The sequence below is a fragment of the Rhodovulum sp. P5 genome (genome assembly GCF_002079305.1).
In the GTDB taxonomy this organism is placed as follows: domain Bacteria; phylum Pseudomonadota; class Alphaproteobacteria; order Rhodobacterales; family Rhodobacteraceae; genus Rhodovulum.
In genome coordinates, this window is sequence record NZ_CP015039.1 from 4,069,670 (window position 1) to 4,094,255 (window position 24,586).

At 65.0% G+C, this 24,586-nt stretch carries 26 protein-coding genes and 1 pseudogene; 23 read left to right on the top strand and 4 right to left on the bottom strand.

Annotated elements, in window-relative coordinates; genetic code table 11:
• Positions 1 to 138: 138 nt before the first annotated feature.
• The 18 genes and pseudogenes from RGUI_RS19360 to hutH all read left to right on the top strand — a co-directional run bounded on the left by RGUI_RS19360 (position 139) and on the right by hutH (position 14,457).
• Positions 139 to 2,961, top strand: a complete 2,823-nt coding sequence (locus tag RGUI_RS19360) for a PAS domain-containing protein (protein WP_081535838.1) — start codon at positions 139 to 141, stop codon at positions 2,959 to 2,961.
• Complete coding sequence (locus RGUI_RS19365; protein WP_081535839.1) at positions 2,961 to 3,359, top strand: chemotaxis protein CheW; 399 nt, start codon at positions 2,961 to 2,963, stop codon at positions 3,357 to 3,359. The genes RGUI_RS19360 and RGUI_RS19365 overlap by 1 nt, the downstream gene beginning before the upstream one ends.
• The gene (locus RGUI_RS19370; RefSeq protein ID WP_081535840.1) at positions 3,356 to 4,465 is read left to right on the top strand and encodes a chemotaxis protein CheW; all 1,110 of its coding nucleotides are present in this window, start codon (positions 3,356 to 3,358) and stop codon (positions 4,463 to 4,465) included. Before RGUI_RS19365 ends, RGUI_RS19370 begins: the two co-directional genes overlap by 4 nt.
• Positions 4,466 to 4,524: 59 nt before the next feature.
• Positions 4,525 to 5,487 (top strand): AAA family ATPase, encoded by a 963-nt coding sequence (locus RGUI_RS19375; RefSeq protein ID WP_081535841.1) that lies wholly within the window; start codon positions 4,525 to 4,527, stop codon positions 5,485 to 5,487.
• A gap of 2 nt (positions 5,488 to 5,489) precedes the next feature.
• Positions 5,490 to 5,714: a hypothetical protein gene (locus RGUI_RS19380; protein WP_081535842.1), complete on the top strand. Its 225-nt coding sequence runs from the start codon at positions 5,490 to 5,492 to the stop codon at positions 5,712 to 5,714.
• Between the two features lie 31 nt (positions 5,715 to 5,745).
• The gene (gvpO, locus tag RGUI_RS19385) at positions 5,746 to 6,054 is read left to right on the top strand and encodes a gas vesicle protein GvpO (protein WP_081535843.1); all 309 of its coding nucleotides are present in this window, start codon (positions 5,746 to 5,748) and stop codon (positions 6,052 to 6,054) included.
• Positions 6,055 to 6,074: 20 nt separating this feature from the next.
• Positions 6,075 to 6,212 (top strand): annotated as a pseudogene (gene gvpJ / locus RGUI_RS22565) (gas vesicle protein GvpJ); the annotation flags it as partial.
• A gap of 164 nt (positions 6,213 to 6,376) precedes the next feature.
• Positions 6,377 to 6,952: an Hsp20/alpha crystallin family protein gene (locus RGUI_RS19395; protein WP_156883034.1), complete on the top strand. Its 576-nt coding sequence runs from the start codon at positions 6,377 to 6,379 to the stop codon at positions 6,950 to 6,952.
• The gene (locus RGUI_RS19400) at positions 6,949 to 7,713 is read left to right on the top strand and encodes a GvpL/GvpF family gas vesicle protein (RefSeq protein ID WP_081535846.1); all 765 of its coding nucleotides are present in this window, start codon (positions 6,949 to 6,951) and stop codon (positions 7,711 to 7,713) included. The genes RGUI_RS19395 and RGUI_RS19400 overlap by 4 nt, the downstream gene beginning before the upstream one ends.
• Positions 7,713 to 7,946 (top strand): gas vesicle protein GvpG, encoded by a 234-nt coding sequence (locus RGUI_RS19405; protein WP_081535847.1) that lies wholly within the window; start codon positions 7,713 to 7,715, stop codon positions 7,944 to 7,946. Before RGUI_RS19400 ends, RGUI_RS19405 begins: the two co-directional genes overlap by 1 nt.
• Complete coding sequence (locus RGUI_RS19410) at positions 7,943 to 9,427, top strand: AAA family ATPase (protein WP_081535848.1); 1,485 nt, start codon at positions 7,943 to 7,945, stop codon at positions 9,425 to 9,427. Before RGUI_RS19405 ends, RGUI_RS19410 begins: the two co-directional genes overlap by 4 nt.
• Positions 9,424 to 10,041 carry an ATP-binding protein gene (locus RGUI_RS19415; RefSeq protein ID WP_253799235.1) on the top strand — a complete coding sequence of 206 codons (618 nt, stop codon included), beginning with the start codon at positions 9,424 to 9,426 and terminating at the stop codon, positions 10,039 to 10,041. The genes RGUI_RS19410 and RGUI_RS19415 overlap by 4 nt, the downstream gene beginning before the upstream one ends.
• Positions 10,038 to 10,919, top strand: a complete 882-nt coding sequence (locus RGUI_RS19420; protein WP_081535849.1) for a GvpL/GvpF family gas vesicle protein — start codon at positions 10,038 to 10,040, stop codon at positions 10,917 to 10,919. Before RGUI_RS19415 ends, RGUI_RS19420 begins: the two co-directional genes overlap by 4 nt.
• Positions 10,916 to 11,632 (top strand): GvpL/GvpF family gas vesicle protein, encoded by a 717-nt coding sequence (locus RGUI_RS19425; RefSeq protein WP_081535850.1) that lies wholly within the window; start codon positions 10,916 to 10,918, stop codon positions 11,630 to 11,632. Before RGUI_RS19420 ends, RGUI_RS19425 begins: the two co-directional genes overlap by 4 nt.
• Positions 11,625 to 11,849, top strand: coding sequence for a gas vesicle protein (locus RGUI_RS19430; RefSeq protein ID WP_081535851.1), 225 nt, complete (start codon positions 11,625 to 11,627; stop codon positions 11,847 to 11,849). The genes RGUI_RS19425 and RGUI_RS19430 overlap by 8 nt, the downstream gene beginning before the upstream one ends.
• Entirely contained in the window at positions 11,846 to 12,475 is a 630-nt protein-coding gene (locus RGUI_RS19435) for a GvpL/GvpF family gas vesicle protein (RefSeq protein ID WP_081535852.1), read from the top strand. The genes RGUI_RS19430 and RGUI_RS19435 overlap by 4 nt, the downstream gene beginning before the upstream one ends.
• The gene (locus RGUI_RS19440) at positions 12,472 to 12,813 is read left to right on the top strand and encodes a gas vesicle protein K (protein WP_081535853.1); all 342 of its coding nucleotides are present in this window, start codon (positions 12,472 to 12,474) and stop codon (positions 12,811 to 12,813) included. Before RGUI_RS19435 ends, RGUI_RS19440 begins: the two co-directional genes overlap by 4 nt.
• Before the next feature lie 69 nt (positions 12,814 to 12,882).
• A complete protein-coding gene (gene hutH, locus RGUI_RS19445; RefSeq protein ID WP_081535854.1) occupies positions 12,883 to 14,457 on the top strand; it encodes a histidine ammonia-lyase in 1,575 nt (524 codons plus the stop codon).
• Between the two features lie 17 nt (positions 14,458 to 14,474).
• On the opposite strand, the gene gvpA is transcribed toward hutH, so the two are convergent.
• Positions 14,475 to 14,687, bottom strand: coding sequence for a gas vesicle structural protein GvpA (gene gvpA / locus RGUI_RS19450; RefSeq protein ID WP_081535855.1), 213 nt, complete (start codon positions 14,685 to 14,687; stop codon positions 14,475 to 14,477).
• Positions 14,688 to 14,811: 124 nt separating this feature from the next.
• Entirely contained in the window at positions 14,812 to 16,362 is a 1,551-nt protein-coding gene (locus RGUI_RS19455; protein ID WP_156883036.1) for a hypothetical protein, read from the bottom strand.
• Positions 16,363 to 16,753: 391 nt separating this feature from the next.
• Here RGUI_RS19455 and ltnD point away from each other — a divergent pair, with 391 nt between their 5' ends.
• The 5 genes from ltnD to RGUI_RS19480 all read left to right on the top strand — a co-directional run bounded on the left by ltnD (position 16,754) and on the right by RGUI_RS19480 (position 21,062).
• Positions 16,754 to 17,656, top strand: coding sequence for an L-threonate dehydrogenase (gene ltnD, locus RGUI_RS19460; RefSeq protein ID WP_081535857.1), 903 nt, complete (start codon positions 16,754 to 16,756; stop codon positions 17,654 to 17,656).
• A gap of 5 nt (positions 17,657 to 17,661) precedes the next feature.
• Positions 17,662 to 18,930: a 3-oxo-tetronate kinase gene (gene otnK, locus RGUI_RS19465; protein WP_081535858.1), complete on the top strand. Its 1,269-nt coding sequence runs from the start codon at positions 17,662 to 17,664 to the stop codon at positions 18,928 to 18,930.
• Complete coding sequence (locus RGUI_RS19470; RefSeq protein WP_081535859.1) at positions 18,927 to 19,577, top strand: aldolase; 651 nt, start codon at positions 18,927 to 18,929, stop codon at positions 19,575 to 19,577. The genes otnK and RGUI_RS19470 overlap by 4 nt, the downstream gene beginning before the upstream one ends.
• Positions 19,574 to 20,353, top strand: coding sequence for a hydroxypyruvate isomerase family protein (locus RGUI_RS19475; protein ID WP_081535860.1), 780 nt, complete (start codon positions 19,574 to 19,576; stop codon positions 20,351 to 20,353). Before RGUI_RS19470 ends, RGUI_RS19475 begins: the two co-directional genes overlap by 4 nt.
• Before the next feature lie 76 nt (positions 20,354 to 20,429).
• Positions 20,430 to 21,062: a hypothetical protein gene (locus tag RGUI_RS19480; RefSeq protein WP_081535861.1), complete on the top strand. Its 633-nt coding sequence runs from the start codon at positions 20,430 to 20,432 to the stop codon at positions 21,060 to 21,062.
• Between the two features lie 24 nt (positions 21,063 to 21,086).
• On the opposite strand, the gene purL is transcribed toward RGUI_RS19480, so the two are convergent.
• Together purL and RGUI_RS19490 are read right to left on the bottom strand one after the other, a co-directional pair.
• On the bottom strand, positions 21,087 to 23,246 hold the full coding sequence (gene purL, locus RGUI_RS19485; protein ID WP_081536184.1) for a phosphoribosylformylglycinamidine synthase subunit PurL: 2,160 nt from the start codon (positions 23,244 to 23,246) through the stop codon (positions 21,087 to 21,089).
• A gap of 296 nt (positions 23,247 to 23,542) precedes the next feature.
• Positions 23,543 to 24,448, bottom strand: coding sequence for a LysR family transcriptional regulator (locus RGUI_RS19490; protein WP_081535862.1), 906 nt, complete (start codon positions 24,446 to 24,448; stop codon positions 23,543 to 23,545).
• Positions 24,449 to 24,586 lie beyond the last annotated feature (138 nt).

The following is a 24,586-nucleotide window of genomic DNA, read 5'->3' on the forward strand; positions in this document are numbered from 1 at the left end:
GTGCGCCGGGGTCAAATGCCCTTCTCCCCACTGGCTGCAACCAAGTCTTAAGGGAGGGGCGGCTATGAGGATCGAGAACGTCGGCGCACCACGGAGTCGCGCGGTCGCACTGCAACAGTTCATCGTGAAGGACAGACCATGACCTCACAACCGGAAGCCGCCGCGAACGCAGACTTCGAGGCACTGCTGTCCAAGGCGCTGGGTGAGCAAATCCTTGCCGAGTCCTACGCCCTTACCTTCGATGCCGAAACGCGCATGTTGGTGACGGCGAACGAACCCGCGGTCTTCCTGCTGGAACTCGCCGAGGACAACCTTGGTGCCTACGACTTCGACGGGCTGATCGCCCCCGATGGTCTTGACGTGCAGGAGTTGTGGGAGACGGCTGCATCCGGCGTCCGCCCGACCTGGGACGGGGCGCTGGTGGCAAGCCTTTCTGAATCCCGGCATACAATGACCTTCCGCGCCGTACGCCTGTCTGACGAGGGCGGCGAGCGGCTTTCGGTGGTTGCATTGTCCGCCCCGGTGGCCGAGCCCGCGCCATCGGAAAGCACGGCTGGCCCGGCCAGCAAGTGGAGTGTGGCGGACGATTACGTCGGCTTCATCGAATACGACGCCGATGGGAACATCATCGACGCCAATGACCGCGCGAACATGGCGCTGGAATTCTACGGCGAAAGCATGGTGGGCAAGAACCATGATGCACTTTGGCCCGACAGCGTCACCCAGACCCCGGAATATGTGGAGTTCTGGGAAAAACTGCGCCAAGGCCGGGTGGTGGAGCGCAAGTACCTGCACGTCACGGCCGAAGGTCAGAACATCTGGCTGCATTCGACCTTCATCCCCGTCAAGGATGACATGGGGCAGGTCAAATCGGTCATTCAGTGCCTGATGGACGTCAACGACGACGCCGCCACCGCCGCGATCAACCAGGCGAAGGTGGATTTCTTCACCCAGAATCTTGGAACCGTCGAATACGACACTGACGGGAACGTCTTGACCGTGTCCGACCGAATGCTGGAAATCGTCAAGTTCGAGCGGGATGAACTGATCGGCAAGCATCTGCGCCGCTTCACCGTCGCCGACTTCGCGCGTGGCACGGCGTTTGCCGAAGCCTGGGCCGGGGTGATGAAGGGCGAGTCGCGCGTGATCGACATGCCGCACGTGACCAAGGCGCTTGACATCAACTGGACCCGGTCGCGGTTCGCGCCCCTCAAATCCCCCGATGGCAGCGTCGAGAAGGTGTTCGAGATCGCCATCGACAACAACAACGAGAAGGTCGACCTCGACCGGCTGCGCAAGCGTTTCAATGCAGTCGATGACCGGCTGTCCGTGGTCGAATACAAGATCGATGGGTCGATCATCGAGGCGAACGCGACCTTCTGCAAGATGATGGGTCTCAATCCGCTGGAACTGAAGGAACGCGACCACAAATCTTTCGTTCCCAAGGATTTTGCAGACTCGCGCCGTTACGACGAATTCTGGGATCGCCTTGTGAAAGGCGAGCGGATCACCGGCCGGTTCCGTCGCTTTGCCAATGACGGGCGCGATGTCTGGCTGCACGCCACCTATTCGCCCATCGTGTCCGAAGAGGATGGCCTTGTTAAATCCATCCTGTTCTTTGCCATCGACGTGACAGACTTCCGCAAGACGGAACTGAAGTCAGAGGCCATCCTTCATGCGCTCGACAAGTCGATGATGGTCGTCGAGTACGAGATGGACGGCAGCGTGATGACCGCCAACAACTTCTTCCAGGAGCAGATGGGCTATCGGCTGGAGGAAATCCGCGGTCGCCAGCACGCGATGTTCATGGACAAGGAAGAGGCCAAGAGCATGGATGCCATGCAGATGTGGGACCATCTGCGCGACGGCGGCAGCCACGAAGGCGAGGTTCTGCGCGTGGGCGCGGGGGGGCAGGAACACTGGCTGCAAAGCCACTATCACGCCATTCCCGATCTCAACGGCCATTTCACCAAGGTGATCCAGATCGCCTTCGAGATCACCGAAAGCAAGGAAAGGCTGAGCGAGCTTGAAAGCAAGTGGCAGGCGGCCCTCAGCCATCAGGCCGTGGTCGAATTCGATGCCGAGGGCAAGATCCTGCATGCCAATGACAGTTTCCTGCGCCTTGTCAGCTACTCCCTGCGGGAGATCGCGGGCCAGAACCACCACTTCATCTGCACCGCCGACTATATCCGCTCTCCCGCCTACAGCGACTTCTGGATGGCCCTGCGCCGGGGCGAGCCGCAAAGCGGACGTTTCCACCATGTTGCCCGGTTCGACCGCGATCTTTTCATGCTGGCGCATTATGCCCCTGTCCGGAACTCCAAGGGAGAGGTCGACCGGATCATCATGTGTGGCTACGACGTGACCGACCAGGTTGCGCTGGAACGCACGGCGAAAGATCAGGCAACCGCCCTCGCGGCCGAAGCCGGCAAGCTGCGGGACAGCCACCAGGCGGTGCGCCAGGACGCGGAAAACCTGACAAAGGCCATCGAAGGCCTGCGCGAAAGTGCGGAACGCAGCGACGATCTGCTTGACGGATCGCTGACCGAGATGACAAGCGCCCGTGAAGCGGCCAGCAAGGTCACCGAGATTGTCGAGCTTGTCAGCGACATCGCCGTGCAGACCAATCTGCTTGCCTTCAACGCCGCCATCGAAGCGGCCCGGGCAGGGGAACATGGTGCGGGCTTCTCCATCGTGGCCGACGAGGTTCGCAAGCTGGCCGAACGCAACGGCGAGGCGGCCCGCGAAATCTCGCGCCAGATCGAACGTGCCAATGACAGCATCCAGCGCGGCACGAAAGGCACCGAGGAGGCGATCCAGCGGATCAAGGGCATCGGCGACATGGCGCAAAACCATAGCGGCGGCATGACCGATCTTGTGGATCATGCCGAGACGCAGGAAGCCTCGGCGACCAGCCTCACCCAGGTTGCCGAAGAACTTCAGCGCGCCGTCAGCAACTGATGTCGGAGCCGGCGCACCACTCCACCTGGACCACCTTCGGGCTGATGGAGGTGGGAGAGAGCACCCTTGGCGTGAACATCGCCAACCTGACGGAAGTGCAGCCGATCGATGGGCTGTCGCCGCTGATGGTCTCTCACCCCGCGTTTCTTGGCGCGATGCGGTTGCGCGGGCGACTGATCCCGGTCTTCGACCCGCGGGTTCTGTGCGGGTTTCCGCGGACCGACACACCGCCGGCCATCGCGGCCATCATGGCCCATGAGGAACGGCTGGTCGCCCTGGCGGTGGACGAGATCACGGGGCTGGCGAAAGCTGACGAAGCGGCGCTTCAGCGGCTGGAATCCGGCGGTGCCGCGGGGGCGGTCTGTTCTTCGGAGGGTTCTACCACGACGGCCGCGTGATCAACGTGATCGATCCGCTGGCGCTCTTCTCGCTTCCGGATCTGCCGACAGCAGAACGGTTTCGTAGAAAGGAAACCGGCTACAAGGTCAGCGGTCGCAAAGCGTATCTGACATTTCAGGCGGGCGGGGCGCGGTTCGCGGCGCCCGCCATCGACGTGCACGGCACCCTGCCGCGGCAACATGTTGACCGCGACGCGCTTGCCGGTGGTCTTTGCCTTGGATCTGTCCGTGTCAACGGGGTGCGGATTCCGGTGATCGACGCGCCGGGCCTTCTGGGGCTTGGCACCGCGCGCGAACGCGCCAATCCCGAAATCGTTGTCATCAGCTTCGAGGGGGAGCACCTTCTGGGCCTTGCGGTGGATGTCATCTGCCGGATCGCGACCTTCGGGGAACAGCAGTTGACCACCGTTCCGGCGCTGCTTGGCGGCGGTAAATCCGCGCTGGGCTTGATGGTGACCGAGGACGACGGAACCCAGACCTATGTCATAAGGGTGGAGTATCTGCGCGAGGATCCGGACCTGAAGTCCATCGCGGGGCTGTCCGGCCCCGTGACCGAGACCGACGGCCGGCCTGCAAAGAAAGGCGACGCGGCCGCAAGGAATGACACCGCGAAGCAGGCCCATGACGACGGCAGGCCCGCCTCGAACACGATCATCCACGAACGCAAGCGCTATGTGGTGTTCGAGGCCTGCAGCACATTCGCGATCCCGATCGAAAAGATCATCCGGATCCTCGAACCACCGAAAAAGATCACGCCCTTTCCCGATACGGGGGGCGGTATCCTCGGCCTGTTTTCCGTGGACGGGCAGCCGACGACACTGGTTTGCCTTTGCCGCTACCTTCACCTTGGCGCACCGGCCGAGACCGACAAGCGCCGCGTGCTTCTGGCCGGGGACGAAGACCGCCAGATCGGCATTCTGGTCAACTCCGTGGACGGGATCGAAACCTCTACCTGGCGGGCAGAGAATACCGAACCCTCGGCGTTTCTTGAGCAGATGGTCAAGCTTGGCCGCCCCGAGGCGCAGGTCGTTCTGCCCCGTCTGGATGTAGATGCCCTGTCGGCCCGGATTGCGCGCGGAAATCGTGCAATGTCGGTCTTCGCTTAAGCCGTCTTTAAGGTGAAAGGCTTTTAACTAAAGCCGTAGAAAACGGTGAGGACGCAGAAGTGACGGTTCCCAAACCAGAGGCGGGTCATGCGCCCGGTGTCCAGTTGGACGTGATCGACAATCCCTGGCTTGGGCTGCAAAGCCGGCACGGGTTTTTCCAGAACGCAGAAATCACCGATATCATGGCCCGGGCGCTGTCCTATGTGCGTGCGGGGGTCTGCGTTCACTTCTCCGGCATGGCCGGCCTTGGCAAGACCACGATGGCGCTTCGGATCGCCGAGGCGCTGGGCCGCCCGGTGTCCTTCATGACCGGAAACGAATGGCTGACCACCAAGGACTTCATCGGCGGCCAGATCGGAGAGACGACCTCCACCGTTGTCGACAAATACGTGCAAAGCGTGCGCCGGTCAGAGACGACGACCCGGGCGGACTGGAAGGACTCCATCCTCGCCGTGTCGATGGAGCGGGGTTACACGCTGGTCTACGATGAATTCACCCGCGCTTCTCCGGCCGCCAATGCCGCGCTTCTGTCGGTCTTGGAGGAGGGGGTTCTGGTGTCCACCGATCACACCAGCACCCGCACCTATATCGAGGCCCACCCCGATTTCCGCATCATCCTGACCTCGAACCCGCACGACTATCAGGGCGTGAACATGGCGCCTGACGCGCTGGTCGACCGGATGGTGACCCTGCGTCTGAAAGAGCCGTCGGCCGAAACGCTGGCCGGGATCGTCGCGGCGCGCAGCGGGCTCGATCCCGAAAACAGCCGCCGCATCGTCCATCTGGTGCTGCGTGCGCGGGAAAGTTTCGACGTGCATGGCCTGTCGTCGATGCGCACCAGCATCCTGATCGCGCGCCTTGCCGCGCCGCTTGAGATGGCCGGACAACTGACCGCCGCGGCGTTGGCCCAGATCGCGTCGGACGTCCTTTCGGGACGCGGGGCAGAGATCGGTCCGCAAGATATCGAACATGCGCTCGACCCGCAGACAGCGCAACAGATGCAACGGATCGTGGGGGCATAGGGATGAAACGACCCAAGACATGCATGCCGAAAACCGCGCGCCAGACGTCGACCGCCGTGGCGCGCACCCGCAAGGAAGCCGCGATCCATCTTGTCCGGGTCGAGTTCGACATGAACCGGCTGGAAATGGGGATCGACCAGGCGCAAGAGCGGGTCACGCGCTATGCCGAGGAATTGCGCCAGCGCCAGCGCGAACGCGACACCCTCCTGAACATCCTGAAGTCCTGATTTTGCGCCACATCACGGAGGACGCGCCAAAATGGAACAACCCAAGCCCGGCAGCTTCAGCACCGAGGGCGGTGCGGCTGCCATGTCGATGGTCGAGATCATCGCGCTTGCCCGCCGTGCCCTGACCGCGATGAACGGCAGCCCGATCGACGCCGTCGCGCAATGCGAGGGCGAGGATGACGGATCGTGGCGGGTGGTGATCGACGTGGTCGAAAGCCCCGCGCGCATGGGCAACAACGATCTGCTGTGCGCCTATGAAATCCGTGTGTCGCCCCAGGGAAAGGTTGCCGGTTTCCAGCGCCTTGGCCGATATCACCGAGAGGACGGGAGCGTCGGTTGAGCTTCGAGGTCCAAAGCCCCATTCACAATGACAGCCTTGCCGAGGTGCTGGAACGCATCCTCGACAAGGGCATCGTGATTGCGGGCGATATCTCGATCTCGCTGGTCGGGATCGAGCTTTTGACCATCCGGCTGCGCCTGCTGATCGCCACCGTCGACAAGGCGAAAGAGCTTGGCATCAACTGGTGGGAAAGCGACCCCCGCCTGACCACCGCCCCCCAGACCGAACACTTGCCGCCTGCGGACTCTGCCGCCGTTGCCGAACGCCTTGACCGGCTTGAAGCGCAGATCACCCGGCTTGTCGAAATGAAGGAACTTCGCTGATGGACGAAAAGAACAAGGACCGGTTCCGCAAGGCCGGCGAGGAAATCGACGTGCGCCTCGGCGATCTTCTGGGGGATCTTGGGTCCGCGCTGTCAGAGATGATGGACCGGCTGGAAAGCGGGCAATCGCAAGAGGTGCGCCGCGATTACAGCGTTGACACCGGCAAGGGTCCGATCCGCGCTGAAACCGGTATCCGCGTCCGCGTGGCAGGGCAGGAGGTCGGCAGCACCCGTCAACCCCGCGCCCCGCGCCCGGTCAACCGCCCAGCGGGCAAGCCCGCCGCCCGCGCCGAAGCGGCCGCACCGGCCAGCCCCAAACCGCGGCCGATCGCGGCTGACATCTTCAGCGATGGCGGGCAGTGGCAACTGGTCGCCGACCTGCCGGGTATCGACGCAGATGGCCTGACCCTGTCGGAGGAGGGCGCGGAACTCGTCGTTGCCGCCACCGGCCGTGGCCGCAGGTTCGAGGGCCGGTTCACAATGCCGGAGGGCCTTGGCCTTGCCGACCTTTCCGTTTCCCTCAACAACGGGATTCTTGAGATCACCGCCGAGTTGCCCGGTGAGGCGGACACATGATCTATCTTTACGGATTGCTGGAACCCGGGTGCGAGGTGCCCGAGGCCCTGACCGGTCTGGACGGCGTGACCGGGCCGGTCGACCTGACGCCGCTGCCCCAGGGCACGCTGATCCACGGGGCCCATGACGGGACCGAGATCAGGCCCAAGCGCCGTTACCTTCTGGCCCATACCAAGGTTCTGGAAACGGCCGCGAGTGACGCGCCGGTTCTGCCCATGCGGTTTGGCATGTGGGCCAAGGATGTGGCCGAAGTCGCCGACCTGCTGGACGCCCGCGAAGGCCAGATCGTAAGCGCCTTCGACCGGATTCGGGGGCAGGTGGAACTTGGGCTGAGGATCGATTTCCCGCGCGAGGCGGCCCTGTTCGCGACCCTTCAGGCGGAGCCCGCGCTGGCCGCGGAACGCGACAAGCTGATGGCGGCGCGCACGCCAAATCACTTCGCACAGGCCGAATTCGGACGCAAACTCGCCGAACGGCTGGATGCCCGGCGGGGCGCGGCGCAGAAGGAACTGCTGGCATGGCTGAGGCCGCAACTGACATCGCATGTTCTGGGCAAGCCGGAAAGCGACGTGCAGGTTCTGGCCGCCGATGTGCTGATCCCCGCCGATCAGCAGCAGACCTTCGCCGCGGCGGTAGAGGCACTGGCCGCCGTCTGTGATTTCGCACCGGGGGCAGAGCCGCAAATCCGCCTGATCGGCCCCGTGCCGCCCTTCAATTTCGTCAAGGTTTCGCTCTCGCCCCACAGAACGGAGGCTGCGTAATGGGACTCTTGGGAAAACTGCTGACCCTGCCCGTCAAGGGGCCGATGGATGCCTCGGTCTGGGTGGCCGAAAAGATCCACGAGGCTGCCGAGAAGGAATGGAACGACCCCGTGGCGTTGAAAGCGCAGCTTTCCGATGCGGAACGGCGCCTTGTCGCGGGCGAGATCTCGGAAGACGAATATGACGAGATCGAGGAAGCCCTGCTCGAACGGCTGCATATGGCCAAGGGATGACGGGGCCGGGCCTGCATGTGGAGGTGACCGACGCCGCCACCCGAGGTGTGATCCGCCTGTCCCGCCGCGATCTTGCCGCTTTGAACCTGCGGCCCGGCGACACGGTTTGCGCCACCGCCGGGCGGGCCTGCCACGGCCGGGTCAGCGTCGGCGCGGTTGCGGAAGGGAGCGCGCTGCTCGACCGCGATCTGGCTGCGAATTGCGACACGTCTCAGGATGGGCGGGTCTTTCTGCGACCGGCCGATCTGCCCCGGATCGAAACGCTTGCTGTGCAACTGGACACGCCCGCCCCGGTCGAACCGGCGGACCTGTCGGACGCCCTGTTCGACATGGCCCTGACCGAGGGCGACCGCCTGTCGCTGACCCTGCCGCAGGGCCGTACCGTCGGGGTCGAGGTGATGTCGGTTTCGCCCGGCGGCGCCGGACTCCTCGGGGCCGAAACCTTGGTCACGGTCCAGAACCGGCCGGGAGAGGACGACCGTCTGGCCGGTATCGGCGGGATGGCAACGCAGATCCGGCGGGTGCGCGAAATGATCGTCGCGCCCCTTGTCCGCCCGGAACTGTTTGAACGACTGGGTATTTCCGCGCCCCGCGGCGTGCTGTTCTCCGGCCCCCCGGGATCGGGCAAGACCCTGCTGGCCCGGGCCGTTGCGGCCGAGACGAAGGCCGCCTTTTTCCACCTCAACGGCCCCGAGATCATCTCCAAGCATTACGGCGACAGCGAGGCTGCGCTCCGCCGCCTGTTCGAGGCCGCCGAGAAACAGGCGCCCAGCATCGTCTTCATCGACGAGATCGATGCTATTGCCCCCCGCCGCGATGATCTGTCCGGCGACAAGCAGGTCGAACGGCGGGTGGTGGCGCAACTTCTGACCCTGATGGACGGGTTGTCCGACCGGGGCCGGATCGTGGTGATGGCGGCCACCAACCTGCCAGACGCGCTGGATCCCGCGTTGCGCCGTCCGGGGCGGTTCGACCGTGAGATCCGGTTTTCGCCGCCCGATGCGGCCCAAAGGCGCGACATTCTCGAGGTGCATCTTGCGAAGTCGCCGCTGGCCGGGGATGTCGATCTTTCCGCATTGGCGGATATCGCCCACGGTTATGTCGGCGCCGATCTGGCCGCGCTGGTGCGCGAGGCGGCCGTGGCAGCGCTTGCCCGCAGCGTAGCCGAGGCCGGGTCAGAGGCCGCCGTCGATCTGGAAAACCTCGCGATTACGCAAGCCGATCTGGAACACGGGCTGGCCGTAACCTCCCCCAGTGCTCTGCGTGACAGTGCGGTCGATGCCCCGCCGGTGCGCTGGGAAGATATCGGCGGGCTCGATGCGCCCAAAGCGGCGCTTCAGCGCGCGGTCATGTGGCCGATGGAGCACCGGGAGCGGTTTCGGGAGCTGGGCGTTCAGCCGCCCCGCGGCATCCTGCTGACCGGCCCGCCGGGTCGGGCAAGACACTCCTCGCCCGGGCGCTGGCCTTTGAAAGCGGGCTGAATTTCGTCCCCGTCCGCCCCCCGCGCCTGATGTCGCAATATCTGGGGGAGGCCGAGCGCGCCGTCGCCCGCCTGTTTGAAACCGCCCGCGCGACCGCGCCCACGCTGTTGTTCTTCGATGAACTCGACGCGCTGGCCCCGCGGCGCAGCGGCAAGGATGCGGTGCTTGACCGGATCGTGGCGCAACTGCTGACCGAAATCGACGGCTGTGCCGGGCGCGATGGCGTGGTGCTTCTGGCCGCAACGAACAGGGCGGCCTCCATCGATCCGGCTTTGACCCGGCCGGGGCGGTTTGACACGGTGATCCCCCTTGGGCTGCCGGACCGCGCCGCGCGGGCCAGCATCCTGCGCGTACATCTGGCCAACCGCCCGCTGGCCGCGGATCTGGACATCGACCGGCTGGCCGGTGCGAGCGATGGCGCAAGCGGGGCCGATCTGGCCGCCCTTGTGGCAGAGGCCGCGCGCCTTGCCCTTGTCCGGATCGTGGAGACGGAAGCCCCCGCAGACTCCGGCATCACCATGGCCGATGCCGAGGCCGCGATTGAGTGGCTGCGCATCGCCAAAGCCGCCCGGTCCACCGATTTCATCTCTCCCACCCAAGGAGGCGACGCATGACACGCAAGCAACTTGCCGCGATTCTGCCCGGCCCCGCACCGCAGCCCCTGCCGAAGGGAGCCAGCGCGATCGAGGCCGCCGGCTTTACGGCCGTGTTGACTCCGGTCCCGCGGCATCTGGGCAGGGGTCGCAAGGCCCTTCTCAGACATGCCCAGCAGCGGCAGGAGTTGCTTGAGGGCATGATGCCTGCCGGCCCGGTATTGCCGGCACTTTCGGGGGCCATCCTTGCCGAACGGGACGTGCCCGTCATGTTGCAGGCCAATGCCCCGCTCTTCACCCGTCTTGCGGACACTCTTCGCGGGCGGGTGCAGTATCAGGTTCAGGTGTCTTGGGATGAGGCCGCCGCACCGGCCCGGTTCGGTGACCCCGCGGGGCTTGACGCCGTGCGGGAGGGGCTCTCTGCGCGCATCGGCGACATGCTGGGCCTTGTGTCCGAAGAAATGGTGGCGCTGCCGATCCGGGACGCGGTGATCTTCAATGCCGCTCTTCTTGTGGCCGAAAATGAGATACCGGCCCTCGATCAGACGGTCGAGGCCGTCGATGCGATCTGGACGGACGGCTTTTCCATTCGGCAGATCGGCCCGTCGCCTGCGGTGTCGTTTTGCAGCCTCGGGCTTCGGCAGGTTTCATCGCGTGCGATTCAGAAGGCCCGCGACCGGCTGGGGCTGAGCGGGGATCTTGACGCCGAGGCGATCCGTTCCGCGCGTCGTCATGCCCTGATGTCCGCGAAGGACGATGTGAGAGAGCGGGTCAAGACGGCGGCCGACATTCTGGAGGTTTTGACGGCCTGTCCCGAGGCCGAAAAAGGATTTCACCACGCCTTTGTCTGGTGGGAGGGCCGGGCCGGCCCCAAAACCGAGGAAAGGGCCGCGGCATGAGCGGGCAACTCCTCCTTCTGGGGCTGGTTGCGGCCGGAGGCACCGAACGGTCGGTCGACCAGCCGCATCGCCGTGTCCCTGCCGGGCCGGATATGGATGCGCTGGTCATGGCGCTTGATGACATTTCCGAGGACACCGCGTCGGAGGCCTGGGCGATCAAGGCGGCCCTTGCCCAAAATACCGTCCTGTCGGCCTATGCAGCGGCCGAAGACGTGATGCCGGTTGCCATCGGGGCGGCGTTTTCCGGCGATGCGGCCCTGTTGCAGCATCTGGAACGCTCTGCCGAGACGTTGAAACGGCAAATGGCGCAACTGGCCGGCAAGACGGAGTACCTGTTCCGCCTGCTGCCCGAGGCCCCGGCAGCAGAGCTTGCCCGGCCCGTCGTGCCCCCCCAAAGCGGTGTCGCCTATCTGAAACAACGCCGGGCAAAGCGGGACACGCGCCGGCATCTGGGCGACGATCGCAAGGCCTTTACCGACGCGGCGACTGCGGCGCTGTCCGCGGCGGCGCTGGAGTGCGTGGTGCGTCCGACCCGGTCGGGTGACGCGATCCTGGACCTCTCGCTCCTGATCCGGCGAGACCAGGTGGAGGCTCTGGTTGAGGCCGCGCGGGCCTTGTCGGACGCGGCAGAGGCGCTGAACCTGCGGATCCGGATGGTCGGCCCCTGTGCGCCGCATTCCTTCATCCCCAAGGCGGAACCCTGCGATGCCTGACTCTGAATTCTCGCTGCGCTTTGCCACGTCGGAGGATGCGCTGTTCAGCAGTGACACGCGGCTGGTCGACATCGTCGATAATCTGCTGGCCAATGGTGTGGTGATCCGGGGCGAGGCCTGGCTGACCGTGGCCGATGTGGAGCTTGTGTTTCTCGGGGTCGATCTCGTTCTGGCCAATCCCGACACGATGCGGCCGGACCCGGTGAACCTGTCATGATGGCGCTCGGGCTCAGCCGGGATGCGGTGCCGGTGCCGCCCTATGCTGCGTTGAAAAGCGGGGCGTTGTCCGTGATTTGTATCGAGGACGACCTTGCCAGCACCCCGCGGGATCGCATGGCGCTGCAACTTGGCGGCAGCCGCGCCCTGTCGTGCTTTCTGCCCTTTGCCCCCACGGCCCTGCCAGATGCCGAACGCGCTCTGTCCTGGTGCGAAGCGCGGCAGGAGGAGATCGTGGCCCTATTGACCCAGTTGGACGACGGGCGCCAGATCACCCTGACTTGCGGGATCAACGACGCCCCCGTCACGACCGAAACCGACAGCGGCGCCGGGTGGTTGCGGCAGAAGGCCCAGCGCAAGCAGGCGCGGCAGCAACAGGCCCAGGAGCTGCGGCAGTGGGTCGAGGCGATGTGCGCCGATCTGCCGGTGCGCGATATCGCCGACGAGCACGGCGCAGGCGTTCTTCGCCTGCATCTTTTGATCGGGGCTGCGGACGCGCCCGATGTGCTCGCGCAGTTGCACGCGCGACTGGCCGAGGACGGGAAGGGCCGGGCGACCGGCCTGCAACTGACCCTGACCGGGCCTTGGCCCGCCTACAACTTCACCAACTTGGGGGCCGCGGCATGAAGGTGGACGGCGACGCATCTATTTCCTTCGGAACCGAGGACTTGGCCGCCTATCTGTCGACGCGGACCGATGGGAAGGACCGGATCAGGATCGACCCCGATTGCGTCGAACAGGACCTTGCCCGGCTTGTTCTGGGGCTGATGGAGTTCCTGCGTCAGTTGATGGAGCTGCAGGCCATCCGGCGCATGGAAAACGGCCAACTGACACCGGAGCAGGAAGAAACCCTCGGCACCACGTTGATGCGGGCAGAGGGCGCGATCCACGACCTGGCAGATCGTTTCGGCCTGTCGCCGGAGGATCTTTCGCTCGATCTCGGCCCGCTGGGCCGGACCGTCTGACACCGGTGGATGGCAAGCTGCTGTTAACCATAAGCACCTAGTCTGGCCCCGACATCAGGAGGCCACGACGTGCGTCACGACAGAGACTCAGCAGCCCTTTACGAACTGGACGACAGGATCGACCTGTCCAACGCCAATGCGGTTGCGCAAGGCGATCAGAAGATCGTTCTGTCCGGGGCTGCGCGGGCCCGATGCCGTGCAGCGGAGGCGCGGCTGGTTCAGGCCATTTCCGAACGCCGCCATATCTACGGGATCACCACCGGTTTTGGGCCGCTGGCCAACCGGTTGGTTTCCCCCGAGGACGGGGTGAGGCTGCAACAGAACCTCGTGCACCACCTTGCGACCGGCCTTGGCCCCGATCTGGGCTGGGCAGAGGCCCGCGCTGTCGTGCTGGCGCGGCTTGCCTCGCTCTCCAAGGGCGCCTCGGGTGCGTCCGAGGCCAGCATCAATGCGCTTGTCACCCTTCTGAACTCGGACCTCGCCCCGGCGATCCCCGCACGGGGCACCGTGGGCGCCTCGGGCGATCTGACGCCGCTCGCGCATATGGTGCTGTGTTTTCAGGGGCGTGGCGCGTTCTTCGACCGTGCCGGAAAGCGGTTCGAGGGGGCCGTGGCGCTTGATCTTCTGGGGCTCGCGCCGCTTGATCTGTCCAGCCGCGACGGGCTGGCCCTGGTCAACGGCACCTCGGCGATGACCGGAATTGCACTGCGCAACGCCCAAGCGGCAGAGCGGTCGGTCGACTGGGCGCTGGCCCTGACCGCGCTGATGGGAGAGTGTTTTGATGCACGGTCGGAGGCATGGTCTGCCGAATTCGCGGACCTGCGCCCCCATGGCGGGCAAATCCGTGCGGCGGCGACGCTGCGGGCACGGCTGAAGGGCAGCGCCCGCATCGTGGAGGCCCGAACGGCGGCCCGGCGTCTGGAAGAGGATGACATCCGGCCCGAGGATGAGCCCGGGCAGGACGCCTATAGCCTGCGGGTCGCGCCGCAATTGATCGGCGCCGTTCTGGATGCGCTGGACTGGCACAACAGCGTGCTGGAAACCGAATTGAACGCGGTCACCGACAACCCGATCTTCCCGGCCAACGGGGATGTGCCGGCCTTGCATGGCGGCAATTTCATGGGTCAGCATGTGGCGCTTATCTCTGACACTTTGGCCAACTCCACCACCGTGCTGGCCGGGCTGGTCGAGCGGCAGGTGGCGCGGCTGACCGATGAAAAGCTGAACCGGGGCCTGCCGGCGTTCCTGCATCGGGGGCCGTGCGGGTTGAACTCCGGCTTCATGGGCGCGCAGGTCACTGCGACGGCGCTTCTGGCAGAGATGCGGGCCACCGGGGCGGCGTCGGTCCAGTCGCTCTCGACCAACGGCGCCAATCAGGATGTCGTGTCGATGGGAACGATCGCCGCGCGCCTGACGGCCGAGAAACTGGCCCGCTGTATCGAGATACAGGCGATCCTTGCGCTGGCCTTGGCGCAGGCGGCGGAACTGCGGGGGGGATCGGAGTTGAGCGGTTTTTCCGGGGCGGCGCGGCGGCTGGTGGCTTGGGTGCGTGAAACGGCGCCGGAACTGGAAGAAGACCGCCCGCTGGCGAAGGAGATCACTGCCCTGTCAATCAGGATGTCGCAGCAATCCCCGACGCCATAGGGGGAAGATCGGCGGCCTCAGGCGGCGGCCGGGTCGACGGTCAGGCCAACCGCCTCGGCATATTTCAGCCAGCTTTCGATGGACGCGACGACGGCGCGCACTTCGATCGCGATGAGTTCGATGCCGACGAGCGAGACACGCACGAAAGCATCGATCACGATGCCTTTGTCCAGGATACGGTCGACGACTTCAGCGATGGAGGCGGACGCCACGGTTTTTTCGATTGCCATTTCTCTAACCTCAGGTTTAGTCAGTGATTTCCGCGCATTCCGCGGTGATGTGAAGGTAATGGGCGAGGTGCTAATTTCGAATGAATGTGCAAAGGGTGGATACAATTGCACATTCTTTCCGATTTTATGCGACCGATGCCCTGCGGCCTTCTGCCAGCAATTCTGCGATGATCACGCGCACGTCGCGCAGGAATTGTTCCTGCGCCGCGTGAACGCTGTTGTCGGGCTTTTCAAGCAACTGGCCCAACATGGCCGTCAGGCGATCCTGCGTTTCATGCAGTTCCTGAACGGCTTTCAGGAGGCCTTCGTTGCCTCCGTTGCTTTCGCGGGCGGCCACAAGGTCTTCGGACAGGGCCGTGACGACCTGTGACAGGGCCTCGACCTCGACACCGGCGTCTGCCGTGCCATGGCCGTCCGCCGCCTGCATACGCTCCAGCGTTTCGGCGATGCTGGCGGTCTGGGCGACGTGGTCGTCCTCCATCCGGTCGGCCAGCGCCTCGACGCGTTTCTGGAAGTTGCCCAGGGCGGTGCCGAAGGCGGCAAAGCTGCGCTGCTGCGCCGACAGGTCGGGGGTCGGAATCGGCCGCTTCGCGACATCGTCCAGACCGCTTTGCAGGCGGTCGAAGAGGCTGTCGAGCCCGGCCATCCGCTCGGTCAGATCGGACTGTTGCTCCAGAAGGCGGGTCAGCCCGGCTTCGAGTTGCGACAGCCGTTCATCCTGTCCCTCTGCGGGCGCGGCGGCCGGCTGGTCCTGTAGGGCGGTCAGCATCGCCTCGATCCGGTCAAGGCGTTCGGTGACGGCGTCGTTTGCAGCGGTGTCCGGCATCGCGGCGACATCGGCCGGCGCCTCGGGCTCCGGTGTTTCTTCAACTTCTGCTTCGATTTCGAATTCGGGTTCGGGCTCGGAGACGTCTTCCGCCTCGGCCTCCGCCTCTGCCGCCTCCGCCTCCACGGCGTCCTCGGCTGCCATATCGAGGGGTTCGTCGGCCTCTATGCCGGTCTCCGCTTCCGCTGCGGTTTCCGCCGCAAGGTCCGCGGTATTCTCGACCTCAGGCAGGGGGGTGTCCTCGGCCTCAGCCTCGGTGGTATCGTCGGCCTCGTCCCATGCGGCTTCGGGCGCTTCCGCCGCGTCATCCCACATCGGCGCGGGTTCGTCCGCCGCCTCGGCCTCGGGCAGGGTTTCATCTGCAACAATGTCGGTGTCGGATGCGTCCTCCGGTGCCTCGGCAACGGCTTCCTCTTCTTCGTGCAGGTCGGGCTCGAACGCGCCGTCCTCTGCCACGGCCTCGTCTTCGAGAACGACCTCTTCTGCATCCGCCAGGTCGGGCGCTTCGGCGGCAAGGTCGGGCTCGGCGGGCGCATCGTCCAGCGCGATTTCGTCTTCCGGTGCGTCTTCCAGCGCGATGTCGGCGTCGTCCGCCTCCGGCTCGGCCACCTCAGTCGTTTCGCTTTCCAGCGGGGTCAGCTTGAACGGGTCGAGTTTCAGGAAGTTCGGAATATCGCCCGAGAAGATCAGGCCGATACCGCGCCCGTCCATCTCGATCGTTGTGACGCCCATTGCCTTCAGCGCGCGCAGCGCATGGGGCGGGACCGCTTCCGGCGCACCGCGGGTCATGGTCAGAAGGTGCGTGGGCTCTGCGTTGGCGGCGGGGGACTCGTGTGAACCTGTCGTCACGACACTCTCCTTGTCCATCATATCGGTTTCGGATTTACGCCCAATGCGTTTCCAATTTCTTTCCGGGCCACCTTGATATGCAGGTGAAAGACAGAGCCTGCCCCGTAAGTGAAGCCGCCGTCACGGGTTCACGTACCCGGCCCCTTGGGCGGTGTTTTGGCTAAATTGCGACGGGATTTCGTTCGGGCATGGGTGGCCAGGGCAAGCTGACGTTCCGATTTCTTTCCAATGCTGAAACGGACTGGGGTGCCCCGCACACAGGGGCACGGCGCCGCGCTTGACAGGGCGTCCTGCGCATCGCTACCGCTTGTGTCGAAGGACAAGATGCCGGGTGTGCTGCGTGGAAAACATGTCGGCACGTCACGGCGGCATAATAACGGGAGGGACGGACATGACCGACCAGAGGTCTGTCGCGGTCGTTGGTCTGGGGTCGATGGGCTATGGCGTGGCCGGATCGATTTTGCGGGCCGGGCATCGCACCTACGGTATCGATATCAACCCCGATCAGGTGGCCCGCTTCCGGGCTGAGGGCGGGACGCCGGGCCGGTTTCCGGATATCGGCAAGGACGTCGATGTCGTGGTGATCGTGGTGATCAATTCCGCCCAGACAGAGGACGTGCTGTTCGGGGCGGCGGGGATCGTCCCGTCGTTACGCGACGGCGCCGTGGTGATGAGTTGCGCAACCGTTGCCCCCGATTTCGCGCGCCGGATGGAAGCGCGCTGTGCCGAGCACGGGCTTCTTTATCTCGACGCGCCGATTTCGGGCGGGCCGAAACGGGCGGCGGATGGGGCATTGTCGGTTCTGGCCTCGGGCAGCGCGGCGGCCTTTGATGCGGCGCGCCCGGTTCTGGATGCAATGGCCGCCAATGTATTCGAGTTGGGCGAGGCCGCCGGCGCAGGCTCGGCCATGAAGGCGGTCAACCAGCTTCTGGTAGGGGTGCATATCGCCGCGACCGCCGAGGCGATGACCTTCGGCATGACGCAAGGCATCGACCCCGACAAGTTCATCGAGATCATCACGAAAAGCGCGGGCACGAGCTGGGCTTTGGAAGACCGCGCGCCCCATATCGCCCATGGCGACTACACCCCCCATAGCGCGGTGAATATCTGGCCCAAGGATTTGGGCATCGTACAAGACATTGCCCGTTCTGCCAGTTTCAGCGCGCCGATATCCTCAGCCGCCCTGCAACAGTTCATTGCCGCCGCGGGCATGGGGCTGGGGCGGGAGGATGACGCCGCGCTTGCCAAGGTCTATGCGCACCATGCCGGTCTGACCCTTCCCGGGGGGGAGTAATCCCCGTGGGTACGGTCCTCGGCTGCATTGCCGATGATTTCACGGGCGCGACGGATCTGGCGGGGCTACTGGCGCGCAGCGGCCAGCGGGTCAGCCTGCGGATCGGCGTGCCGTCGGGCCCCCCCGCCGATACCGCCCCGTTCGAGGTGATCGCGCTGAAATCCCGCACCGCACCGGTGGACCGGGCCGTTGCCGACTGCCGCGCGGCGCTGAACTGGCTCCGGCGGGCCGGGGCAGGGCGGTTCTACTGGAAATACTGCTCCACCTTCGACAGCACGGCGACGGGCAATATCGGCCCCGTGGCGGAGGCGCTGATGGCCGATCTGGGGGCATCGCAAACGATCTATTGCCCCGCTTTTCCGGAAAACGGGCGGTCGGTTTTCATGGGCAATCTCTTCGTCGGCCGCCAACCGCTGGCCGAAAGCCCGATGAAGGACCATCCCCTGACGCCGATGCGCGACAGCAACCTGATGCGGCTGTTGGCCCCGCAGGTGACGCGACCGGTCGGTCTGGTGGACCGTCTGACCGTCGCGCGCGGTACGGAGGCGGTGGCCGCGGAACTGGCGCGGCTGGATCGGGAGGGCGTGGCCCATGTCGTCGTCGATGGCGTTGCCGATGCAGACCTCGAAATCATCGCGGCGGCTTGCCGGGACATGGCCCTGATGACCGGGGGCAGCGCCTTGGCGATGCCATTGCCCGTGCTTTACCGCGCCGCGGGGCTGGTCGGGGAGGAGGCCGTCGCACACGAGCGCCCCGATATCGGGCCCGGTGCGATCGTGTTGTCGGGCAGTTGTTCGGCCATGACCCGGGAACAGGTGCGGACCTATGCGACCCAAGCGCCGAGCTTTCGGCTCGACCCGCGCGATCTGGCCGACAACGGCCCGGGTGAGGCGCTGGATTGGCTGGCGGCCCTGCCGCTGGACGCGGTACCGATGATCTATGCCACCGCAGAGCCGGACGACGTGCGTGCCGCGCAGGACGAACTGGGCGCGGTGGTCGCGGGGGAGGTCGTCGAACAGGCGCTGGCAGAGATTGCCGTGGCTGCCCGGGACCGCGGCGTGCGCCGGTTTGTCGTGGCGGGTGGTGAGACGTCGGGCGCGGTGGCCAGTGCGCTGGGGGTCACAAGGCTGGATATCGGGTCAGAGATCGCACCGGGCGTGCCGTGGACGTTCAGCGAAAGCGGCGGCGTACAGGTTGCGCTGGCGCTGAAATCCGGGAACTTCGGGGCGGAAAGCTTCTTCGCCGATGCAGTGGCCAAGCTGGAGGGCGCATGAGCGAGGAGTCCGCCCTGCGCGAACAGATCTGCCTGCTGGCGAAATCCCTGTTCGACCGGGGGCTGACCCATGGCTCCACCGGCAACATCTCGGCCCGTACGCCCGATGGCGGTCTGCTGGTCTCGCCTACGGGCACGAGTTTCGGGCGTCTGGACCCCGGCCGCCTCAGCCGGTTCGATGCACAAGGGAACCTGATAGACGGCGACAAGCCGACCAAGGAAATGCCGCTGCACAGCGCCTTTTACGACACGCGGGCCAGTGCCGGGGCGGTGGTGCATCTGCATTCGGCCCATTCGGTGGCGTGGTCGATGATGCCGGGGGTGGACGAAGACGATTTCCTGCCGCCGCTGACGCCCTATGCGATCATGAAGCTGGGGCGGGTGAAGCTGTTGCCCTTCTTTCTGCCCGGGGATCCGGCAATGGGGCAGGCGGTGCGCGGTCTGGCGGGCAAGCGCAGCGCGGTGATGCTGGCCAATCACGGCCCCGTCGTGGCGGGCAAGGATGTGGAGGCCGCCTGCAACGCGATAGAGGAGCTTGAGGAGACCGCGCGCCTTGCGATGCTGATGCGCGGGCACGACGCTAGGCTTCTGACACCAGAACAGGTGCAGGCGGTGGTCACGCGGTTCGATGTGGAGTGGGAGGCATGAAGTTCTCGGCCAATCTGGGGTTTCTGTGGACAGACCTGCCCTTGCCCGCGGCGATCCGCGCCGCGGCAGCGGCGGGGTTTGACGCGGTGGAATGCCACTGGCCTTACGACACGCCCCCCGAAGACGTGCGCGCCGCGTTGGAGGAGACGGGCCTGCCGATGCTGGGTCTCAACACGCGTCGCGGCGACGTGGCGGCCGGCGAAAACGGGCTGGCCGCGCTGCCGGGCCGCGAGGAGGACGCGCGCGCCGCCATTGATGAGGCCCTTGCCTATGCCCGTGCGGTTGGTGCCGGCAACATCCATGTCATGGCGGGCTTTGCATCGGGGCCGGAGGCACACCGGGCCTTTCTTGAAAACCTCGCCTATGCCTGCGAGGGCGCGGCGCTGCATGGGATCACGATCCTGATTGAGCCGCTGAACCGCCATGATGCGCCGGGCTATTTCCTGACCACGACCGATCAGGCCGTTGCGGTGATCGAGGCCGTCGGGGCAGAGAACCTGAAGCTGATGTTCGACTGCTACCATGTGCAGGTGATGGAGGGGGACGTGACGCGCCGCTTGCAGGCGCTGCTGCCGGTGCTCGGGCATATCCAGTTCGCCTCGGTCCCCGATCGCGGGACGCCGGATCATGGGGAACTGGACTACGCCCATATCTTTGAGGTGCTCGAAGGGCTGGACTATGACGCGCCTTTAGGCGCGGAATACAAACCCCTCGGGCCAACGGGCGACAGCCTCGACTGGCTCGCGAGATTCCGCCACCTCCAGCCAGCGCCGTAACGGGCCTGCCCGCATTCTTGACTTGATCAGGTCGGAGGCGCACCCTGCTGCGCAGCGGTGGGGAGGTTCGGTTGTGATGTCGAAAGCAGGATATGTTCTTCTCGCCGGTCTGTCGGCCTTCAGCCTGTCATCGGTCAGTGCAAGCGCGGCAACCTATTATGTGGCCATCGACGGTGCCCAGATCGATCTGTCGGGAACCGTCGAGATCGACGGCACGGGGGTATTCGAACTGGCCGATTTCGACGCGCTTTTGTCGTCCTTCTCGATCACGGTCAGCAACAACGGCATCAACCCGTTCGAGTTCACCGACGCCAATTCGACCTTCGGTCTTGCCCCGCCGGTCACGCCCGACAGCACCATCACCGTGACGGCGACCGAGATCTACGTTATCAGCACGTCCAGCAGGACCGGAAACGCAAGCGACGATGTTCTGCTTGCCACGGATGATCTGCATGAAGGTGTCCGGCCGAACCTGATCTACAACAACGACCACGCGCGTTACATCGTCCATGAGGACGGCCAGCCCGATGCAACCGCCGAGATCTATTTCGACGATTTCGGCCCATCGCCCTTCATTCTGGCGACAACGACGCCGCCCCTGGACGTGCCCCTGCCTGCGGGAGGCGTGATCTACGCGACTGCCCTGGTGGCTGGCATGGCAGCCGGATCGAAAAGGCGTCGCGCGCCCACGATGTGCCGGGGCGCGTGATCGGGCGCATGGCTGTAATGCGCCTTATCCAAGGGCGTCTGCAAAGGCCCCGCGATACAGGTCGGCCAGATCCGCCAACGGTGCCGAGACCCCGCCGAAGCTGACAGCGTCGCCCCCGAACTTGCCCACGGTGACCAGCGGCACCCCGGCCTGTCCGGCGGCGACCATCAGCGCCTCTGCGGCGTCGAATGACGCGGCGATCAGATAGCGCCCCTGATCCTCGCCAAAGAGCGTCGGCGTGTCGTCCGCGTCCAGTGCCACGCCGATGCCGGCGGCCTCCGCCAACTCGAACGCGGCAAGGGCCAGCCCACCATCGGACAGGTCGGTGACCGCGGAAATCAGGGTGCGGTTGTCACGGATGAATTCGCCATGCTTGCGCTCGGCGGCCAAGTCCACATGGGGTGCGTCGCCGTCTTCGCGGTTGAATGCCTCGTAGAGGAGGGCGGACTGTCCCAGATGGCCGGTGGTTTCGCCCAGCAGCAGGGCGACCTGGCCTTCGGCCGCGACGCCCGCGATCAGGTCGTCCAGATGTTCGATCAACCCGACCGCGCCGATGGTCGGGGTCGGCAGGATCGGGGCCCCGTCGGTTTCGTTGTAAAGCGAGACGTTGCCGGACACGATGGGCATGTCGAGCGCGGTGCACGCTTCGCCGATGCCTTTGATCGCGCCGACGAACTGGCCCATGATCTCCGGCTTTTCGGGGTTGCCGAAGTTCATGTTGTCGGTCGTGGCCAGCGGCCGCGCGCCAACGGCGCACAGGTTGCGATAGGCTTCGGCCACCGCCTGCTTGCCGCCTTCGACCGGGTTCGCACGCACATAGCGCGGCGTGACGTCAGAGGTGAAGGCCAGCGCCTTGTCGGTGCCATGCACGCGGATGACCCCTGCGCCAAGGCCGGGACGGCGCATCGTGTCGCCCATCACCTGCGTGTCGTATTGTTCATAGACCCAGTGCTTGGCGGCATAGTTGGGGCTGCCGATCAGCGCTTTCAGCCCGTCGATGGGGTCGATTGCCGGCACCTCGGCCATCGCGCGCGCGGGGGGCGTTTCTTCCCACGGGCGGTCGTATTCGGGGGCGGAGGAGGCGAGCTTTGACAGGGGCAGATCGGCCCGGCATTCGCCATTGTGCAGAATGACGAAGCGATCCTCGGGGATGGTTTCGCCGACGATGGCAAAGTCCAGATCCCATTTGTCAAAGATCGCGCGCGCCTCGGCCTCCTTCTCGGGGCGCAGGACCATCAGCATCCGTTCCTGGGATTCCGACAGCATCATCTCATATGCGGTCATCGCGGTTTCGCGCTGGGGCACGTGGTCCAGATCCAGCCGGATACCAAGCCCGCCCTTGTCGCCCATCTCGACCGCGGAACAGGTCAGACCCGCGGCGCCCATGTCCTGAATGGAAATCACCGCGCCGGAGGCCATCAGTTCCAGACAGGCCTCCATCAGGCGTTTCTCGGTGAAGGGGTCGCCCACCTGAACGGTGGGGCGCATTTCCTCGATGCCCTCGTCGAACTCGGCGCTGGCCATGGTGGCACCGCCGACGCCGTCGCGGCCCGTCTTGGCCCCCAGATAGACGACGGGCATGCCGACACCCGAGGCCGCCGAATAGAAAATCTTGTCCGCATCGGCCAGACCGGCGGCAAAGGCGTTCACAAGGCAGTTGCCGTTATAGGCGGGGTGGAACCGCACCTCGCCCCCCACCGTCGGCACGCCGAAGCAGTTGCCATAGCCCCCGACGCCCTCAACCACGCCATGCACAAGCTGGCGGGTTTTCGCATGCGAAACTTCGCCAAAGCTGAGCGCATTCATGGCCGCAATGGGCCGCGCGCCCATGGTGAAGACATCGCGCAGGATGCCGCCCACGCCTGTCGCCGCGCCCTGATAGGGTTCGATGTAGCTGGGGTGGTTGTGGCTTTCCATCTTGAAGACCACGGCCTGCCCGTCGCCGATATCCACGACGCCCGCGTTCTCACCCGGACCGCAGATCACCTGCGGGCCTTCGGTTGGCAGGGTGCGCAGCCATTTCTTGGACGACTTGTAGGAACAGTGTTCGTTCCACATGGCCGAGAAGATGCCCAGTTCCGTAAAGGTCGGTTCGCGATTCAGGATCCGCAGGATGTCGGCATATTCCTCGGGCTTGAGGCCATGGGCCCCGATCAGGTCCTCGGTGATCTGCGGCTCGTCCATCTCGGTCATGCTGTCCTCGGCCAGTTGGTTGACAAGGCTCTACGACAGGAGCGGTCCGGGGAAAAGGGGGCGCGGCACGCCGGGATGCCTGTGGGCAGGCCGTCTTGCGCGGTGAAACGCAAGATTTCGAGCGGCAAAAAAATAGGCCGAGCATGTGCTCGGCCCAAGTCCAACAGGGAGGTAAAGACGAAAGCGGTACTCTCGCCTTCGTCACCGCAACTATGAACCCAGTTGTACGCGTTCAAGACGGAAAAATGCCGCGTCGCGGAATACCCGTTAAGCGTGTGACAGAAATCTCACGGTTCCTGCGCGTCTTTCTGCTTCTGGCGTTCTTCGAGGATCTGTTCGGTGATGAATTCCCGGAAGGCGGCAATCCTGCGCGAGGCGCGCAATTCCTCGGGGTAGGCGAGGTAGACCGGAACCTCGTTCGAATCGACATCCGGCAGCACGCGGACGAGTTGCGGATGATCCGCGGTGACGTAGTCCGGCAGCACCCCGATTCCCAGCCCGTTCAACACCGACTGCAACACGCCGAAATAGTTGTTCACCGTCAGGGTAGAGGGGATGTTGTGCGTCATCAGTTCGCGCACCAGCCGCGCCCCGGCGCTTACCTGGGCGGAGCTTGTGTTCTGGCAGATCAGGCGATGGCCGGTCAGGTCGTCCATGGTCTCGGGCGTGCCGTTGGCGTCCAGATAGCTTTGAATCGCGTAAAGGCGCATTCGGACACTCATCAACCGAAGGCGGATCAGGTCGGCCTGGCTTGGTTCCTTCATCCGGATGGCCACGTCGGCCTCACGCATCGGCAGGTCGAGGACCTGTTCTTCCAGCATCAGGTCGATCTTGAGGTCGGGATAGCGGGCATAGAGTTTCGGCAACCGCTTTGCCAGCCAGAGCGAGCCAAACCCGGTGGTCGTCGTGACCCGGAGTTCGCCGAAGACTTCCTCCACGCTGTCGCGGATGCGTGCGACGGCCGCGTCCAGACGCTTGTTGATCGCCTTGGTGGCGTCGAACAGCAATTCACCCTGTTCGGTGAGGATCAGACCGCGGGCATGCCGGTGGAACAGGGTGGACCCCAGACTGTCTTCCAGGGCGCGGATCTGGCGCGAGACGGCCGATTGCGACAGGTGCAGCGTTTCCCCCGCATGGGTCAGGCTGCCCGCATCCGCAACGGCGTGAAAGATTCTGAGCTTGTCCCAATCCATCCTGCAATTCCCGCAAACCTGGTATGTCGCCTTGCGAAACAGTCCTACCCGCGCGGATTTGCCCGATGCAAACCAAGACTTGTCCCGAAATTGATTTTGTAGGTCACTGTTTTTGACCTAACATGGACCCAAGCACAA